Origin of the sequence: Hydrogenophaga bisanensis, from assembly GCF_042665135.1 — a bacterium.
Lineage (GTDB): Bacteria > Pseudomonadota > Gammaproteobacteria > Burkholderiales > Burkholderiaceae_C > Hydrogenophaga > Hydrogenophaga bisanensis.
This window is the reverse complement of sequence record NZ_JBHTBX010000010.1, coordinates 56625-71215: the sequence shown is the minus strand read 5'-3', so window position 1 is coordinate 71215 and position 14591 is coordinate 56625. Positions and strand designations below refer to the sequence as shown.

The following is a 14591-nucleotide window of genomic DNA, read 5'->3' as shown; positions in this document are numbered from 1 at the left end:
GCAAATTTCATATAATCCAAGGCTTTGCAACTTGCTGGCAAGTACGGAGAAAAGGGTTTTCCGCGGCTGCCGCACCTGAACTGAAAGATCAGCCATGAAAGAAGGCATTCACCCCAACTACCGCGAAGTCCTGTTTGTGGACCTCTCCAACGGTTTCAAGTTTGTCACCCGTTCCTGTGTGAACACCAAGGAAATGGGCAAGACCGACGACGGCCGTGAACTGCCGCTGTTCAAGCTTGATACCTCCAGCGAGTCGCACCCCTTCTACACCGGCACGCAAAAGAGCGTGGACAACATGGGTGGTCGCGTGGAGAAGTTCCGCAACCGCTACGCAAAGACCGCGGCCAAGTAATCCTGGCCCGATCAACACAAACAGCCGGCTTGTCCGGCTGTTTTTTTTGGCCCCTGTCGCCTGATTGCACTCATGCTCCTGCCGTATAGTCCTGCGCAGTGAACAAGACCACACCCGCCATCGTCACCCAGGATGCGGTTCGCCGCCTGCCAAGGCCCGTGCTGCTGCTGTTCTGCATCGCCTATGTGCTGCCGGGTTTCATCGGGCGCGAGCCCTGGAAAACCGCCGACGTCACCGCGTTCGGGATCATGCTCGATCTCGCGCGGGGTGGTGACTGGTGGAACCCTGGGGTTCTGGGGGCACCCGCCGAGGTGCCCGGCTGGCTGGCCTACTGGTTGGGCGCCTGGGCCATTCAGGGGTTGCCTTTCCTCGCAGCCGACACGGCCGCCAGGTTGCCCTTCATTGCCCTGCTGCTCCTGACACTGGCTTGCACCTGGTACAGCGTGTACCACCTGGCCAGACAACCTGCGGCACAACCCGTCAGCCTGGCATTCGGGGGAGAAGCCAACCCCAGGGACTATGCACGCACCCTGGCCGACGCTGCCCTGTTGGCCCTGATGGCCTGTCTGGGCCTGGCGCAGCTGTCGCACGAAGGCACCCCGGACCTGGTGCGGCTGGCGGGTACCGCGGCCATGTTCTACGGTGCCGCCCAGCTGGCGCTGCAGGAAAACCGGCATCCCTACCGAGGCGTCGTCGGATGGTTGATGGGCTCGGTGCTGCTGGTTTTTGCCGGTGCGCCGTGGCAGGCCCTGCTGCTTGGTGCCGGACTGCTGATCGGCATCGTTGCGGCTGGCAGTTCGCCCCGGGCATCATCCGACTGGGAGCCCGCTGCAGCGATCGATGCGCGACGCTGGAGCGTCCCGCTGGCCGCGGCCTCCCTGGCCGCACTGCTGCTTCTGGCCGGCTGGCTGGACACGCTGGCGCCCATGGTCTCCCCCGCCCTGCCCGCCGCCATCGAGGAATGGCAGCGCTGGGGCCGCATGGTGCTGTGGTTTGCCTGGCCCGCCTGGCCCCTGGCACTTTGGACGCTATGGCGATGGCGTCGCCAGTGGCTGCGCCCACACTTGTTGATTCCGCTGTGGGTGACCGCCGTTGGTCTGGTGGCCAGCCTGACCACGGACCGTCTGGATCGGGCCTTGCTGCTCGCCCTCCCCGCCATGGCCACACTCGCCGCCTTTGCGCTGCCGACGCTGCGCCGCAGCGTCTCGGCGTTCATCGACTGGTTCACCCTGCTGTTCTTCTCGGGCTGTGCGTTGATCATCTGGGTGATCTGGTTGGCCATGATGACCGGCTTTCCGGCCAAACCTGCGGCCAACGTGGCCAAGCTGGCGCCCGGCTTCCAGCCGGAGTTCTCCGTCTGGCTGCTGCTGGTGGGGCTGAGCTCAACCCTCGCTTGGCTGTGGCTGGTGCGCTGGCGGGCGGGACGTCACCGCCAGGCGCTCTGGAAGAGTCTGGTGCTGCCCGCTGCAGGCGCGACCCTGTGCTGGATCCTGCTCATGAGTCTGTGGCTGCCGCTTCTGGACTTTGCGCGAAGTTACGGGCCACTGTCCCGGCGCATGGCCACACTGGTGCCGGCCAACAGCTGTGTGGTCGTCGATGGGTTGACCCAGGCCCAGGAATCTGCACTGCGATACCACGGCGGGCTGACGCTCGTGCGCATCGGTCAGCCCGGTCAAGGCGCCTGCCGCGCACTGATCGTGGAGCCCGATCGGCAGGACAGCCTGGCAGAGCGGACGAACCTGACCGAGTGGGCCTTCAAGGCCACGGTTCGCCGCCTGACGGATCGCAAGGAACGCTTGCTGCTGTATCTGCGCGTGCGACCTGCCTCAACGCCTTGAGCGAGCCCGCACCCGGGAGGCTGGGATCACGAGCATGAAAGTGGACCCCTTACCCAGCTCGCTGGTGACGTCCAGTTGGCCCCCATGGCGCTGAACCACGTGCTTGACGATCGCCAAGCCCAGGCCGGTGCCCCCGGTCTCGCGTGACCGGCTTCGGTCCACCCGATAGAAACGCTCGGTCAGACGGGGAATGTGCTCGGCCGCGATGCCTGGCCCGGTGTCACGGACATGGAACTCCGCCGATCCGTCCTCGCGGTGTGTCCATCCGGCACTGATCTTTCTGCCTGGGGGCGTGTAGCGCACCGCATTGCTCATCAGGTTCGACATGGCGCTGAGCAGTTCCGTCTTGGCACCGGAGATCCAGATTTCCTCGTCCGCATCCGCAGCGATGTCGTGTGGTGGGTCGGCGATCACCGCACTGAGACCCCGTGCTTCCTGCAGCACGTGCTCCAACAGCTCCCGGGCCGCGATCCACTCGCCGGCGCCGGGCGCCGGGCTTCCCTCCAACCGGGACAGGGTCAACAGGTCGCTGACCAGCGTCTGCATGCGCTGGGCCTGCTGGGCCATCAAACCCAGGTAGCGGGTGCGATCGGCTTCCTCCAGCGGCAGGCTCTGCATGGTTTCGACAAACCCGCTGAGCACTGTCAATGGAGTGCGGATCTCGTGCGAGACGTTGGCCACAAAGTCGCGTCGCATGGTTTCGGCCAGTTGAAGCGCTGTCACGTCCCGCGTGATCATCAGCTTGCGCTTCTTGCCGTAGGGATGGATCTGCAGAGAGATGCGTGTCGGCTGGGACGGGCGTGGCCCAGGCCCGTCGATGTCGATCTCGTGGCTGAAGTCAGCCTCGGCCAGGTAGGCGCTGAACGCCGGTGCGCGCACCATGTTGCGAACGTACTGACCCTGGTCCCTCTGGGGATCGAAGCCGAGATGGCTGGCCGCAGTCAGGTTGGCCCACTCGATCTTCCAGTCCGCATCCAGCAGCACCACGCCATTGGGCGAGGCCTGGATCGCCGATAGAAAGTCCTCCAGACGGGCGTCGCTGTTGCTGGCCTTTTTCTCCAGCTTCTTGACCAGCTTGCGAGTGCGTTCGATGATCTCGTTCCACACGCCCGACAAACGGGGCGCACGAGAGGCATCCGGCTTGTTCAGCCAGGCCAGCAGGCGGGCCGCGCGAACGGCGTCGAACACCCCCCAGGCCACCGCACCGAGCAAGGCACCGGCGTACGTCCAGGTGGCGGCATCCTGGGTCCAGCCCCAGACGGCGCCGAGAGAAACCAGGATGACGGGCTCAAGGACCCGGCGGATCATGCGGCCGTTCGGGCCTGACCTTGTGCGGTCAGGCGATAGCCCGCACCACGAACGGTCTCGACCATGCTGGCGGCATCACCCAGCGATTCCCTCAGGCGCTTGACATGCACATCCACGGTGCGCTCCTCGATGAAGACATGATCCCCCCAGATCCTGTCCAGAAGGGTACCACGGGTATGCACCCGCTCGGCATGCTTCATCAGGTAGTGCAGCAGCTTGAACTCGGTCGGCCCCACCTTGAGTTCCTGTCCGCGGAAACTCACCCGGTACGTCGCAGCGTCCAGGGTCAGCTCGCCCACGGTCACCGAGTCATCGACGATCTCCGGCGCGCGGCGGCGCAGCACCGCGCGGATGCGGGCCAGCAGTTCCTGCGTGGAAAAAGGCTTGGTGATGTAGTCGTCTGCCCCGGCATCCAGTCCCTGGACCTTGTCGGTCTCGTCGCTGCGCGCTGTGAGCATGAGGATGGGTACGGTCTTGGTCCGCTCCTGTTTGCGCCACTGCCGGGCCAGCGCCATGCCGCTCTGCCCGGGCAGCATCCAGTCGAGCAGGATGACATCGGGCAGGACGGCATCCACCTCGCGCTGGGCGGCTTCGCCGTCAAACACCACCGTCGGCGCAAAGCCGTTGTGGCGCAGGTTCACCGCAATGAGTTCGGCAATGGCCGGCTCGTCCTCGACGACCAGCACACGCGGCAACTTTTTCATCCGACCACGGACTCCACTTTGGCCAACGACGAGTGACGCACGTCCTCGCCCTTGACAATAAAGATGATCTGCTCGGCGATGTTCTTGGCGTGATCCCCGACGCGTTCGATGGACTTGGCCAGGAACAGCAGATCCAGACTCGGCGAAATCGTACGCGCATCTTCCATCATGTAGGTGATGAGCTTGCGCAGGAAGCCGTCGTACTCGACATCGATGGCGTTGTCTTCCTTCATGATGGCCAGCGCCATGGTAGTGTCCAGGCGGGCGAAGGCATCCAGTGTCTTTCGCAGCATGCCGGCGGCCAGATCGGAGGCCAGACGCAGCTCGGAAATCGGCAAGGACCGGGCCGAACCGCCCTCGATGATGGATTTGACCATGCGGGCAATGCGCGCGATCTCGTCGCCGGCCCGCTCCAGATTCTGGGTGGTGCGAGAGATGGCCATCAGGAAGCGCAGGTCGCGGGCGGTGGGCTGGCGCCGTCCAATGGTGGAAATGATCTCGTGGTCGATGTTCACTTCCATCTGGTTGAGCCGGTTCTCGTTCTCGAGCACCTGCTCGGCCGTCTCCAGGCTCAGGTGAACCAAAGCGTAGATCGCCTGGTGCAGCTGCGATTCGACCAGCCCGCCCATTTCCAGAACGTGCGTGGAGATGGAGTTGAGTTCGGCGTCGAACTGGCTGGAAAGGTGTTTGTCACCCATGTCGGTCTCCCTGATCAGCCGAAGCGGCCGGTGATGTAGTCTTCGGTTTCGGTGCGCTTGGGTTTGAAGAAGATCTGCTCGGTCTCGCCGAACTCGATCAGCTCGCCCAGGTACATGTAGGCGGTGAAGTCGCTGCAGCGGGCGGCCTGCTGCATGTTGTGTGTCACGATGGCGATGGTGTAGTCCTTCTTGAGCTCGTGCACCAGTTCCTCCACCTTGCCGGTGGAGATCGGATCCAGTGCGGAGGTCGGCTCGTCCAGCAACAGGACCGATGGCTTGACCGCGACGCTGCGCGCAATGCACAGGCGCTGTTGCTGTCCCCCGGACAGCGACAGGCCGCTCTGGTGCAGCTTGTCCTTGACCTCGCCCCACAAGGCGGCCTTGGTCAGGGCCCACTCTACACGGTCGTCCATCTCGTCCTTGCTCAGGTTCTCATAGAGCTTGACGCCAAAGGCGATGTTGTCATAGATCGACATCGGGAAGGGTGTCGGCTTCTGGAACACCATGCCGATGCGGGCGCGCAGCAGGTTCAGGTCCTGCTTGGCATCCAGGATGTTCTGACCATAGAAGTTGATCTGCCCTTCGGCGCGTTGCCCGGGGTACAGGCTGTACATGCGGTTGAGCGTGCGCAGCAGCGTGGACTTGCCGCAGCCCGATGGTCCGATGAAGGCCGTGACCTTGTTCTCGGCGATGTCCATTGACACGTTCTTCAGGCCCTGGAACTTGCCGTAGTAGAAGTTGAGGTTGCGCACTTCCAGCGCGTTTTTCTCGAGGGTGGCGGTTGTCATGTGATTCACCTGTTTCGGCATTCGTATCAGCGGGCGACCTTCTCTCGGAAGACCACGCGCGCCAGGATGTTCAGGACCAGGACGGCCAGCGTGATCAGCAGCGCGCCACCCCAGGCCAGACGGATCCAGTTGTCATACGGGCTCATGGCGAACTGGAAGATCACCACGGGCAGGTTGGCCATGGGCTTGCCCATGTCGGTGCTGAAGAACTGGTTGTTCAGCGCGGTGAACAGCAGAGGCGCCGTCTCGCCGCTGATGCGGGCAATGGCCAGCAGCACACCGGTGATCACGCCGCTCTTGGCGGCCCGCAGGGTCACCATGGTGGCAACCTTCCAGCGGGGCGCACCCAGCGCAAAGGCCGCCTCGCGCAGGCTGCCAGGCACCAGACGCAGCATGTTTTCGGTGGTACGCACCACCACGGGCACGGCGATCAGGGACAGGGCCAGACTGCCGGCATAGCCCGAGAAGTTGCCGACCGTGGCCACCGCGATGGCGTAGACAAAGAGACCCAGCACGATGGACGGCGCTGACAGCATGATGTCAGTGACGAATCGGGTCAGGCTGGCGGTCTTGCTCTCGTCACCGTACTCGCTCAGGTAGACACCCGCCAGAATCCCGATGGGTGTGGCAACCAGCACCGTCAGACCGACCATCATCAGGCTGCCGACGATCGCGTTGCGCAATCCGCCTCCCTCGGTGCCGGGTGCCGGGGTGTCCTGGCTGAACATGTTCCAGTCCACCGCCGACAGGCCGTTCTTGAACAGCACGACCAGAATCCAGAGCAGCACCACCAGGCCAAGCACCATGGCGCCCATGGACAGCGTCAGACCGACCGCGTTGGCACGCTGGCGGCGACGATAGAGTTGATGATTGAAGTCCATGTCAGATCCCTTTGGCTTTCTCGGCACGGTTGATCATGATCTTGGCAGCGGTCAGCACCACGAAGGTGATCACGAACAGCAGGAAGCCCAGTGCAAACAGCGTCGAGAGGTGGAAGTCGGCCGCCTCGGCAAACTCATTGGCCAGCGTCGACGCGATGGACGTGCCGGGCGAAAACAGCGAGGTGGGCATGCGATTGGCGTTGCCGATCACGAAGGTCACCGCCATGGTTTCGCCAAGGGCCCGGCCCAGACCGAGCATGACGCCACCGACCACACCCTTCTGCGTGTAGGGGAGCACCACACGACGCACCACCTCCCAGGTGGTGCAGCCCAGGCCGTAGGCGGACTCGCGCAGGATGGGCGGGACGATCTCGAACACGTCGCGCATGACGGACGCGATGAACGGCAGGACCATGAAGGCCAGGATGATGCCCGCCGCCATGATGCCCAGGCCGTTGGTGGCGCCACCGAACAGAAAGCCCACCAGCGGGAGACCGCCGAGGACCTTCTGCAGGGGCACCTGCATGTAGTCGGCAAACAGGGGCGCAAAGACGAAGAGGCCGAACATGCCGTAGATGATGGAAGGCACGGCCGCCAGCAGTTCGATGGCCGTTCCGAGCGGGCGACGCAGCCACACCGGGCAGGTTTCCGTCAGGAACAGCGCGATGCCAAAAGCCAGCGGCACGGCAATCAGCAGCGCAATGGCCGCACTGGCCAGGGTACCGACGATGGCGATCGCGGCACCGAAATCCTCATTGATGATGTCCCACTCGACATGCCAGATGAACTGCACGCCAAACTTCTGGAAAGTGGGCCAGGCATTGATGAAGAGAGAAACGATGATGCCCATCAGGGCCAGCAACACCAGCAGGGAAAAGCCCTGGGTGAGGCGGTGGAAGATGGCGTCCTGGATCTGTTGCCGGCGGGCAATCTGGATCATCTGCGGACTGCCGGTCTCGGCGCGATCTGGGGTGGCGCTCATGGGGGTATCCAGGTTCATGAAAGCTCCGGTCTGCGGAATCTGAAAAAGCGCCCGTTGGCCTGTCGTGCCATCCGGGCGCCTTTGTCCTCAGAGGATCACTTGTTGTTGATCTGCGACCAGACCTTGCTGCGGATATCGGCGGTCACGCTGTCCGGCAGCGGCACGTAGTCCAGATCGACAGCCAGTTGCTTGCCGTTCTTGAAAGCCCAGTCGAAGAACTTCAGCACCTCGGCGCTCTCGGCCTTGTTGGCCGGTTCCTTGTACATCAGGATGAACGAGGCGGTGGACACCGGCCAGCTGTCGGCACCGGCGGCATTCACCATGGAGACGCCCATGCCCGGGACACTGAACCAGTTCACGCCAGCGGCAGCGGCGGCAAAGGTCTTGTCGTCCGGCATGACGTACTTGCCGTCCTTGTTCTGCAGGGCCATCACGTTCATGTTGTTCTTCTTGGCGTAGGCATACTCCACGTAGCCCAGCGAACCCTTGATGCGGGTCACGTTGGCGGCCACACCCTCGTTGCCCTTGCCACCGACCGAGGTGGGTGCTGGCCACTTCACCGCTGCGCCCTTGCCCACGGTGTCGGCCCAGTCCTTGCTGACCGCCGACAGGTAGTCGGTCCAGTTGAAGGTCGTGCCCGAGCCGTCAGCGCGGTGGACCACGGTGATCTGCTGGTCCGGCAGGTTCTTGCCCGGGTTCAGGGCGGCCAGCTTGGGGTCGTTCCACTTGCTGATCTTGCCCAGGAACATCTCGGCCAGCACCGGACCGGTCACGCGCAGTTCACCTTTGTTGAATCCATCGAGGTTGATGACCGGCACCGTGCCGCCAATGATGGCGGGGAACTGCACCATGCCGTCTTTGTCGAGATCAGCACCCGACACAGGCGCATCGGTGGCACCGAAGGCCACCGTCTTGGCGCGGATCTGGCGGATGCCGCCGGACGAGCCAATCGACTGGTAGTTCAGGCCCGTGCCGGTTTCCTTCTTGTAAGCCTCGGCCCACTTGGCGTAGATCGGGAACGGGAAGGTGGCGCCGGCGCCGGTGATGTCGGCGGCAATGGCGGTGCCCATCGCCATGGTGGCCAGGGCGGCGGCGGCAACGGTCTTGAGCAAGGTACGCTTGGAGTTCATCGGTTGTCCTCTTGGTTGGGGAAAAACTGGTTGACGGATTGAACTCTAGGGATGCTCTGTGACATCTTTGTGACAAGACACATTTGTCATAAAGACCCGGGATGACGCGTTCACCTCGGACAGACACGACGCCGGCCCCGATCGGAGACAATTACCCCCTTGCTGACGCTAGATTTCCCCGGCTGAAGTGCGCCGGGCCCCACAAGGACCCCATGCAGAACGGAACCCTCCTGGCCGCAGTTGACCTCGGCTCCAACAGTTTCAGGCTGGAAATTGGCCGCTATCACTCCGGTCATATTGAACGGATCGAATACATCAAGGAAGCCGTGCGTCAGGGCGGCGGATTGGACGACAACAAGGTGCTGAGCCAGGCGGCGATGCAGCGCGGCTGGGAGTGCCTGGCCCGTTTTGGCGAACGCCTGCATGGCTTCAAGAAGCAGCAGGTGCGCGCGGTCGCCACCCAGACCCTGCGAGAGGCGCGCAACCGCGACGACTTCCTTCGCGAGGCCCAGGCCATCCTGGGGTTTCCCATCGAAGTCATCTCCGGCCAGGAAGAGGCACGCCTGATCTATCAGGGCGTTTCCCACCTGCTGCCCCAATCCGACGAGAAGCGGCTGGTGGTCGACATTGGTGGCCGATCGACCGAGATGATCCTGGGCCAGAACTACGAGGCCCGCCGGATGGAGTCCTACCGTCTGGGCAGCGTGGCCTGGTCAACCAAGTATTTTGCGAGGGGGCAATTCACGGCCGCCGCCTTCAAAACGGCGGAGATCGCCGCCAAGGCGGTGCTGGATGAAGCACTGGACACCTTTCCGCCGACCGAGTGGACGGTCGCTTATGGATCGTCGGGTACCGTCAGTGCCGTGGCGGACATGCTGGCGGCCAATGGCTGGGCATCCGGTGTCGTGACCCGTTCAGGTCTGGACTGGCTGGTGGATCGCCTGATCAAGGCGGGCAACCTTGACCAGCTTCGCATCGACGGCCTCAAGGACGATCGCCGGCCGGTGCTCGGGGGTGGCGTGAGCGTGCTGAGGGCCATCTTCGACCTGTTCGATATCCAGCAGATGATTCCGGCCCAGGGCGCTCTGCGCCAGGGCGCGCTTTTTGACCTGATCGACCGACAGAGTGACGACACCGACGTGCGTGAGCGCACGGTGCGCTGGCTGGCCGAGCGTTTTTCGATCGACGAAGGCCAGGCCAAGCGGGTCAGTGACGTGGCCACCGCCCTCTTCGCCCAGATTGCCGCAGAGGATCCCCAGAGCGGCCGCTACTCACAGAAGCTGGCCTGGGCAGCGCGCCTGCACGAAATCGGCACCCACATTTCGCACGACCGCTCCTATCACCACGGGGCCTACATCCTGGACAACGTTGATGCGCCTGGATTTTCAATTCCCGAGCTGCACCGGATGAGCCAACTGGTGCTGGGGCAACGCGGGAAGCTGAAAAAAATGGAGTCGTCCCTGAACGACGAGCTGTTTGCCAAGCAGCTGGTTTGCCTGCGCCTGGCGGTCATCCTGTGCCACGCGCGCCAGACGCCCGAGTACGAGGCGGTCCGCCTGGCGTTCAAGTCCGGGACGTTCAAGGTAACCACGACACCGGGCTGGGCCAAACGCTACCCGCAGTCGGCCTGGCTGCTGAGCGAAGAGGCCTTGGCCTGGCAAAAGACCGACTGGAAGTTCAGCGCCGACATCCGCTGACCAGGTTGTGGGTGGCTGTTCTCCGGGACCAGACCAAGTCTAACGGTATATACTGTTTATATCGTTAACAAGGAGTTGCCATGAGCACAGAGGAAAAAGCCCGCAAACCCAAGCTGGTCCGTGACAGTTTCACCATTCCCAAGAGCGAATACGCCGCGATTGAGGCACTCAAGACCCGTGCCATTGCCCAAGGGACGTCGGTCAAGAAAAGCGAGTTGCTGCGCGCCGGCCTGATGCTGCTGGTCAAGGCCGACGAAGCCGCCTTCAAGGCGGCCATTGCGGCGGTGCCTTCGCTCAAGACCGGCCGCCCGGTGGCGGAGAAGACCCAGGCCGTCAAGGCAGCAATTGCCCCCACGGTGGGTAAGGCGTCCGCTGCGCCAGTCGCTCGCCGCCCATCGGTCAAGAAGGAAACGCCCGTCAAAGCCCCAGTGACCACCGCCAAGGCACCTGCAGCCAATAAGACGGCCCAGGTGGCGCCGGCCCGCAAGGCGGCAACCAGGAAAGCAGCTCCCGCCAAAGCCGCATCGCCTGCAGCCACACCCGCCGACACCGCCGCAGCCTGAGGAAAAGAAACGTCCCCGCTCTGCCCTGTCAGGCCCCATCGGGGCGGCTCAGAGCAGTTCGGGCGTCTGCACGGTCAGGATCACCGTCTGCGATTGGCCGTCGCGCTGCCGGTGTCTGAGCCACCAGACGGCGCCCTTTCTGATGGCGCAGTCCTCCTGCCGGAGGTTCAGCAGACGGGCCACCACCTGCCCCAAAGTCGGCTGGTGGCCGACGATGAGGCACGGTGAACGGCCGTTCGGCCATTGCGCGAGTTCCAGCAAAGCCGCAGGGTCGCCTTCGGGTGCCAGCACGGGAGCAATGCGAACCTTGCGCCCCAGGGCCGCCGCCGTTTGCTCGGTGCGCTGCGCCGGGCTGACAAAGATGCGGGTGCCCTGCGGCAACTGGCGGTCCAGCCAGCGGGCCATGCGCAAGGCCTGTTTCTCACCTTTCGGCGTCAGGCGCCTGGCCATATCCTTTTCATCCCCCTGACGTCCTTCAACCCCGTCGGGATGTTCCTGAGCTTCCGCATGGCGCCACAGGATCAGGTCCATGGTGCAGTCCTCGGGCGTGGTCATGGTGCGCCTAGCCCTTGCCGCCGTAGCGCGCCATCAGCAGGGCCTGTGCGGACACCGGCTCGGCAGCCTTGGCTCGGGTTCCCGAGCTCAGCCTGAGCGCCGGTACATAGGTGCCATCGGCCTGCAACAGCCAGGCATCCCGGTTGTCGGTGAGGTAGCAGTCCAGACACTCCTCGATGATGCGCTGTCTCAGTGACGGATCGGTGACCGGCCAGGCCAGTTCGATGCGGCGCAGCATGTTGCGGTTCATCCAGTCGGCACTGGACAGCCAGAGCTCCTCGACTTCGCCCACCTTGAAATAGAAGACGCGTGAGTGCTCCAGCAGCCTGCCGATGACGGATCGGACCCGAATGTTGTCCGTCAGCTGGGGCACCTGGGCGGGCAAGATGCAGGCGCCGCGGACGATCACCTCCACCCGGACCCCGGCCTGCGAGGCCTGCGCCAAGGCGCGGCACAGGGCTTCGTCGGTCAGCGCATTCATCTTGAGCACGACCCGCACGTCCTTGCCTTTGGACGCCGCGGCACCCGCCGCATCCAGGCGTTCGATCATGGCCTTGTGCAGGTGGAAAGGCGCCATCAGCACCTTGTTCAGACGCGGCAGCCGGTTCTGACTGGCCAGGTGCAGGAAGACCTGATCGAGATCGGCTGTCAGCGCCTCATCGGCGGTGAGGTAGCTCAGATCGGTATAAAGGCGAGCCGTCCCTGGGTTGTAGTTGCCGGTCGACAGGTGCGCGTAGCGCTTGAGTTGCCCGTCTTCTCGCCGGGTGATCAGCAGCATCTTGGCGTGTGTCTTCAGACCCACCACACCATAGACCACCTGGGCACCGACCGACTCCAGACGCTCGGCATAGCTGATGTTGGCTTCTTCATCAAACCGTGCCTTGAGCTCCACCACCGCGGTGACCTCCTTGCCTCGCCGGACGGCTTCGCGAAGCAGCTCCATGAGCTCCGACTTGGCGCCGGTGCGGTAGATGGTCTGCTTGATGGCCAGCACATCCGGGTCCTCGACCGCCTCCCTCAGGAAAGCCAGCACCGCATCGAAGCTCTCGTAAGGCTGGTGGATCAGGACGTCGCCCTGCTGCAGCCGCTCGAAAAACGACTGCCCAGGTGTCAATTGGACGGGCCAGCCGGCACTGTAACGCTCGAACCTCAGGCTGGGCATGTCCACCTGATCGATCAGCTGGTTGAGCCTCACCAGGTTGACGGGCCCCGCCACCCGGTAGAGCGCTTCGGAGGGTAGCGCAAACTGGCTGAGCAGGAAGTTGGCCAGGTGCTCGGAGCAACCGGCAGAAACTTCCAGGCGCAGCGCCTCGCCATAGTGGCGCTGCTGCAAACCCTTGCGCAGCGCGGTGCGCAGGTTCTTGACCTCTTCCTCGTCCACCGCCAGGTCGGAGTGGCGGGTCACCCGGAACTGCGAGAACTCGGTCACCTGGCGACCCGGAAACAGATCGGCCAGGTGCGAACGGATCAGGCTGGAGATGGAGACGAAGTGCTGCTGCCGCGATCCCTTGGCCACCGGCAAACGCACATAGCGCGGCAGGATGCGCGGGACCTTGACGATGGCGATCTCGTTCTCGCGACCGAAGGCATCCTTGCCCGAGAGACGGACGATGAAGTTCAGGGATTTGTTGGCCACCTGGGGAAACGGGTGGGCTGGATCCAGACCCACCGGCATCAGCAGGGGCTGAACATTGCGGACGAAGTAATCCTTGACCCACCGCCTCTGTGCAGGACTGCGATCGGCATGCGCCACCACCCGGATACCCTTCTTCTCCAGCAAAGGCATCAGCTGATCGTTGTAGATGCGGTACTGCTCTGACACCAGCTGGTGGACCTTCTCGGAGATGCCGAGGTAGGTATCGACCGTGCACAGTCCCCGCTGTTCGTTGGTCTTGCGGGCGCTGACCTGGGGCGCCATGCGCACCTCAAAAAACTCGTCGAGGTTGGACGAGACGATGCTCAGATAGCGCAGCCTCTCGAGCAGGGGGACATCGACACGGCGAGCCCAGTCCAGCACCCTTTCGTTGAAGGCCAGGATGCTGTGATCGCGATCCAGGAAAGTCATGGGCGGCCGCTGGTGGGTGACCCGGTGGCTGGTGGTGCTGGCACTCGTGCGTGGCAAGGGCTCTTCTCCGCGAAGCATGTCAATATGACTATTTTCAGACGATACCGTGTCAGATTGATGACACGACATGCACACCGCTGTCACGGCACCGTGGCGGATCAGGCAGTCGCACCCACCTCGGCCACAGGCGTCGGTGCCGCCGCCACAGGCAAACCTCCCTGCCTGCCCGCCCAGTGGATCAGCTCCAGCCGACCGTCCTGATGCTCCACCAGGGCCGACAGGCTTTCCACCCAGTCGCCATCGTTGCAATACAGCGTGCCATCAATGGTACGCATTTCCGGGCGGTGGATGTGTCCGCAGACGACACCGTCGTATCCGCGAGACCGTGCCTCCTGAGCGACAGCGCGCTCGAAATCGGAGACGAAGTTCACGGCGGTCTTGACCTTGTGCTTGAGATACTGGGACAAGGACCAGTAAGGCAGCCCAAGGCGTGCTCGAAGCGAATTGAGATGCCGGTTCAGGCGCAGGGTGAACTCGTAGAGCGTGTCGCCCAGATACGCCAGCCACTTGGCGTACTGGATCACCCCATCAAAATGATCGCCGTGCATGACCCACAGCCTGCGGCCGTCAGCAGTCAGGTGCAAAGCCTCGGCCGCCACCTCGATGCCCCCAAAGCTGTGCCCCAGGAAGTGACGGGCAAACTCATCATGGTTACCCGGAACAAACACCACGCGGCAGCCCTTGCGTGCCCGGCGCAGCAGCTTCTGCACGACATCGTTGTGGGCTTGAGGCCAGAACCAGCGGCGGCGCAGCTGCCAGCCATCGATGATGTCACCCACCAGATACAGCCGGTCAGAAGGGTTGGCTCGCAGGAAGTCCAGCAACGCCTGCGCCTGACACCCCGGCGTACCCAAGTGGATGTCGGAGATGAAGACCGTGCGCCAGCGAGACTTGGGTTCCACCTCATCCGGGAGTTTGTCATCAGCGTCCGCATCGCCGACTTCCTGCCGGTCATCCATCGGAAGACCAT

The 14591-nt window shown here is 63.5% G+C and carries 14 protein-coding genes; 4 read left to right on the top strand and 10 right to left on the bottom strand.

Annotation, left to right across the window (positions count from 1 at the left end):
- The first annotated feature begins 94 nt into the window (after positions 1-94).
- Entirely contained in the window at positions 95-352 is a 258-nt protein-coding gene (locus tag ACFQNJ_RS14725; protein WP_374639806.1) for a type B 50S ribosomal protein L31, read from the top strand.
- Positions 353-450: 98 nt separating this feature from the next.
- Positions 451-2190, top strand: a complete 1740-nt coding sequence (locus ACFQNJ_RS14720) for a hypothetical protein (RefSeq protein ID WP_382258943.1) — start codon at positions 451-453, stop codon at positions 2188-2190.
- Here the strand turns inward: ACFQNJ_RS14720 and phoR are convergent.
- From phoR to pstS, 7 genes are all read right to left on the bottom strand, one after another.
- Positions 2179-3498, bottom strand: a complete 1320-nt coding sequence (phoR, locus tag ACFQNJ_RS14715; RefSeq protein ID WP_382258940.1) for a phosphate regulon sensor histidine kinase PhoR — start codon at positions 3496-3498, stop codon at positions 2179-2181. The genes ACFQNJ_RS14720 and phoR overlap by 12 nt on opposite strands.
- Positions 3495-4202, bottom strand: a complete 708-nt coding sequence (gene phoB / locus ACFQNJ_RS14710) for a phosphate regulon transcriptional regulator PhoB (RefSeq protein WP_374639809.1) — start codon at positions 4200-4202, stop codon at positions 3495-3497. Before phoB ends, phoR begins: the two co-directional genes overlap by 4 nt.
- Positions 4199-4900, bottom strand: a complete 702-nt coding sequence (gene phoU, locus ACFQNJ_RS14705) for a phosphate signaling complex protein PhoU (protein WP_374639810.1) — start codon at positions 4898-4900, stop codon at positions 4199-4201. Before phoU ends, phoB begins: the two co-directional genes overlap by 4 nt.
- A 14-nt stretch (positions 4901-4914) precedes the next feature.
- Positions 4915-5688, bottom strand: coding sequence for a phosphate ABC transporter ATP-binding protein PstB (pstB, locus tag ACFQNJ_RS14700; protein ID WP_374639811.1), 774 nt, complete (start codon positions 5686-5688; stop codon positions 4915-4917).
- 26 nt (positions 5689-5714) lie between these two features.
- Positions 5715-6569 carry a phosphate ABC transporter permease PstA gene (gene pstA, locus ACFQNJ_RS14695; protein WP_382258935.1) on the bottom strand — a complete coding sequence of 285 codons (855 nt, stop codon included), beginning with the start codon at positions 6567-6569 and terminating at the stop codon, positions 5715-5717.
- A gap of 1 nt (position 6570) precedes the next feature.
- Positions 6571-7569 (bottom strand): phosphate ABC transporter permease subunit PstC, encoded by a 999-nt coding sequence (gene pstC, locus ACFQNJ_RS14690; RefSeq protein ID WP_382258932.1) that lies wholly within the window; start codon positions 7567-7569, stop codon positions 6571-6573.
- A 77-nt stretch (positions 7570-7646) separates the two neighbouring features.
- Positions 7647-8681, bottom strand: coding sequence for a phosphate ABC transporter substrate-binding protein PstS (gene pstS / locus ACFQNJ_RS14685; protein WP_382258929.1), 1035 nt, complete (start codon positions 8679-8681; stop codon positions 7647-7649).
- 212 nt (positions 8682-8893) lie between these two features.
- Between pstS and ppx the strand changes: the two genes are divergently transcribed.
- On the top strand, positions 8894-10378 hold the full coding sequence (ppx, locus tag ACFQNJ_RS14680) for an exopolyphosphatase (protein ID WP_382258926.1): 1485 nt from the start codon (positions 8894-8896) through the stop codon (positions 10376-10378).
- 80 nt (positions 10379-10458) lie between these two features.
- Positions 10459-10941 carry a hypothetical protein gene (locus ACFQNJ_RS14675; protein ID WP_382258923.1) on the top strand — a complete coding sequence of 161 codons (483 nt, stop codon included), beginning with the start codon at positions 10459-10461 and terminating at the stop codon, positions 10939-10941.
- Positions 10942-10989: 48 nt separating this feature from the next.
- Here the strand turns inward: ACFQNJ_RS14675 and ACFQNJ_RS14670 are convergent, their stop codons facing one another.
- From ACFQNJ_RS14670 to ACFQNJ_RS14660, 3 genes are all read right to left on the bottom strand, one after another.
- Complete coding sequence (locus tag ACFQNJ_RS14670) at positions 10990-11472, bottom strand: SixA phosphatase family protein (RefSeq protein ID WP_382259052.1); 483 nt, start codon at positions 11470-11472, stop codon at positions 10990-10992.
- Between the two features lie 31 nt (positions 11473-11503).
- Positions 11504-13561: a polyphosphate kinase 1 gene (gene ppk1 / locus ACFQNJ_RS14665; RefSeq protein ID WP_382259050.1), complete on the bottom strand. Its 2058-nt coding sequence runs from the start codon at positions 13559-13561 to the stop codon at positions 11504-11506.
- 158 nt (positions 13562-13719) lie between these two features.
- Complete coding sequence (locus tag ACFQNJ_RS14660) at positions 13720-14580, bottom strand: UDP-2,3-diacylglucosamine diphosphatase (RefSeq protein WP_382259048.1); 861 nt, start codon at positions 14578-14580, stop codon at positions 13720-13722.
- Between the last annotated feature and the right edge of the window lie 11 nt (positions 14581-14591).

What these genes read in the sequence shown, in the direction of transcription:
- ACFQNJ_RS14725 (WP_374639806.1), top strand. Translation starts at nt 95, where the DNA reads ATGAAAGAAGGCATTCACCCCAACTACCGCGAAGTCCTGTTTGTGGAC.
- phoR (WP_382258940.1), bottom strand. Translation starts at nt 3,498, where the DNA reads ATGATCCGCCGGGTCCTTGAGCCCGTCATCCTGGTTTCTCTCGGCGCC.
- phoB (WP_374639809.1), bottom strand. Translation starts at nt 4,202, where the DNA reads ATGAAAAAGTTGCCGCGTGTGCTGGTCGTCGAGGACGAGCCGGCCATT.
- phoU (WP_374639810.1), bottom strand. Translation starts at nt 4,900, where the DNA reads ATGGGTGACAAACACCTTTCCAGCCAGTTCGACGCCGAACTCAACTCC.
- pstB (WP_374639811.1), bottom strand. Translation starts at nt 5,688, where the DNA reads ATGACAACCGCCACCCTCGAGAAAAACGCGCTGGAAGTGCGCAACCTC.
- pstA (WP_382258935.1), bottom strand. Translation starts at nt 6,569, where the DNA reads ATGGACTTCAATCATCAACTCTATCGTCGCCGCCAGCGTGCCAACGCG.
- pstC (WP_382258932.1), bottom strand. Translation starts at nt 7,569, where the DNA reads ATGAACCTGGATACCCCCATGAGCGCCACCCCAGATCGCGCCGAGACC.
- pstS (WP_382258929.1), bottom strand. Translation starts at nt 8,681, where the DNA reads ATGAACTCCAAGCGTACCTTGCTCAAGACCGTTGCCGCCGCCGCCCTG.
- ppx (WP_382258926.1), top strand. Translation starts at nt 8,894, where the DNA reads ATGCAGAACGGAACCCTCCTGGCCGCAGTTGACCTCGGCTCCAACAGT.
- ACFQNJ_RS14675 (WP_382258923.1), top strand. Translation starts at nt 10,459, where the DNA reads ATGAGCACAGAGGAAAAAGCCCGCAAACCCAAGCTGGTCCGTGACAGT.
- ACFQNJ_RS14670 (WP_382259052.1), bottom strand. Translation starts at nt 11,472, where the DNA reads ATGGACCTGATCCTGTGGCGCCATGCGGAAGCTCAGGAACATCCCGAC.
- ppk1 (WP_382259050.1), bottom strand. Translation starts at nt 13,561, where the DNA reads ATGACTTTCCTGGATCGCGATCACAGCATCCTGGCCTTCAACGAAAGG.
- ACFQNJ_RS14660 (WP_382259048.1), bottom strand. Translation starts at nt 14,580, where the DNA reads ATGGATGACCGGCAGGAAGTCGGCGATGCGGACGCTGATGACAAACTC.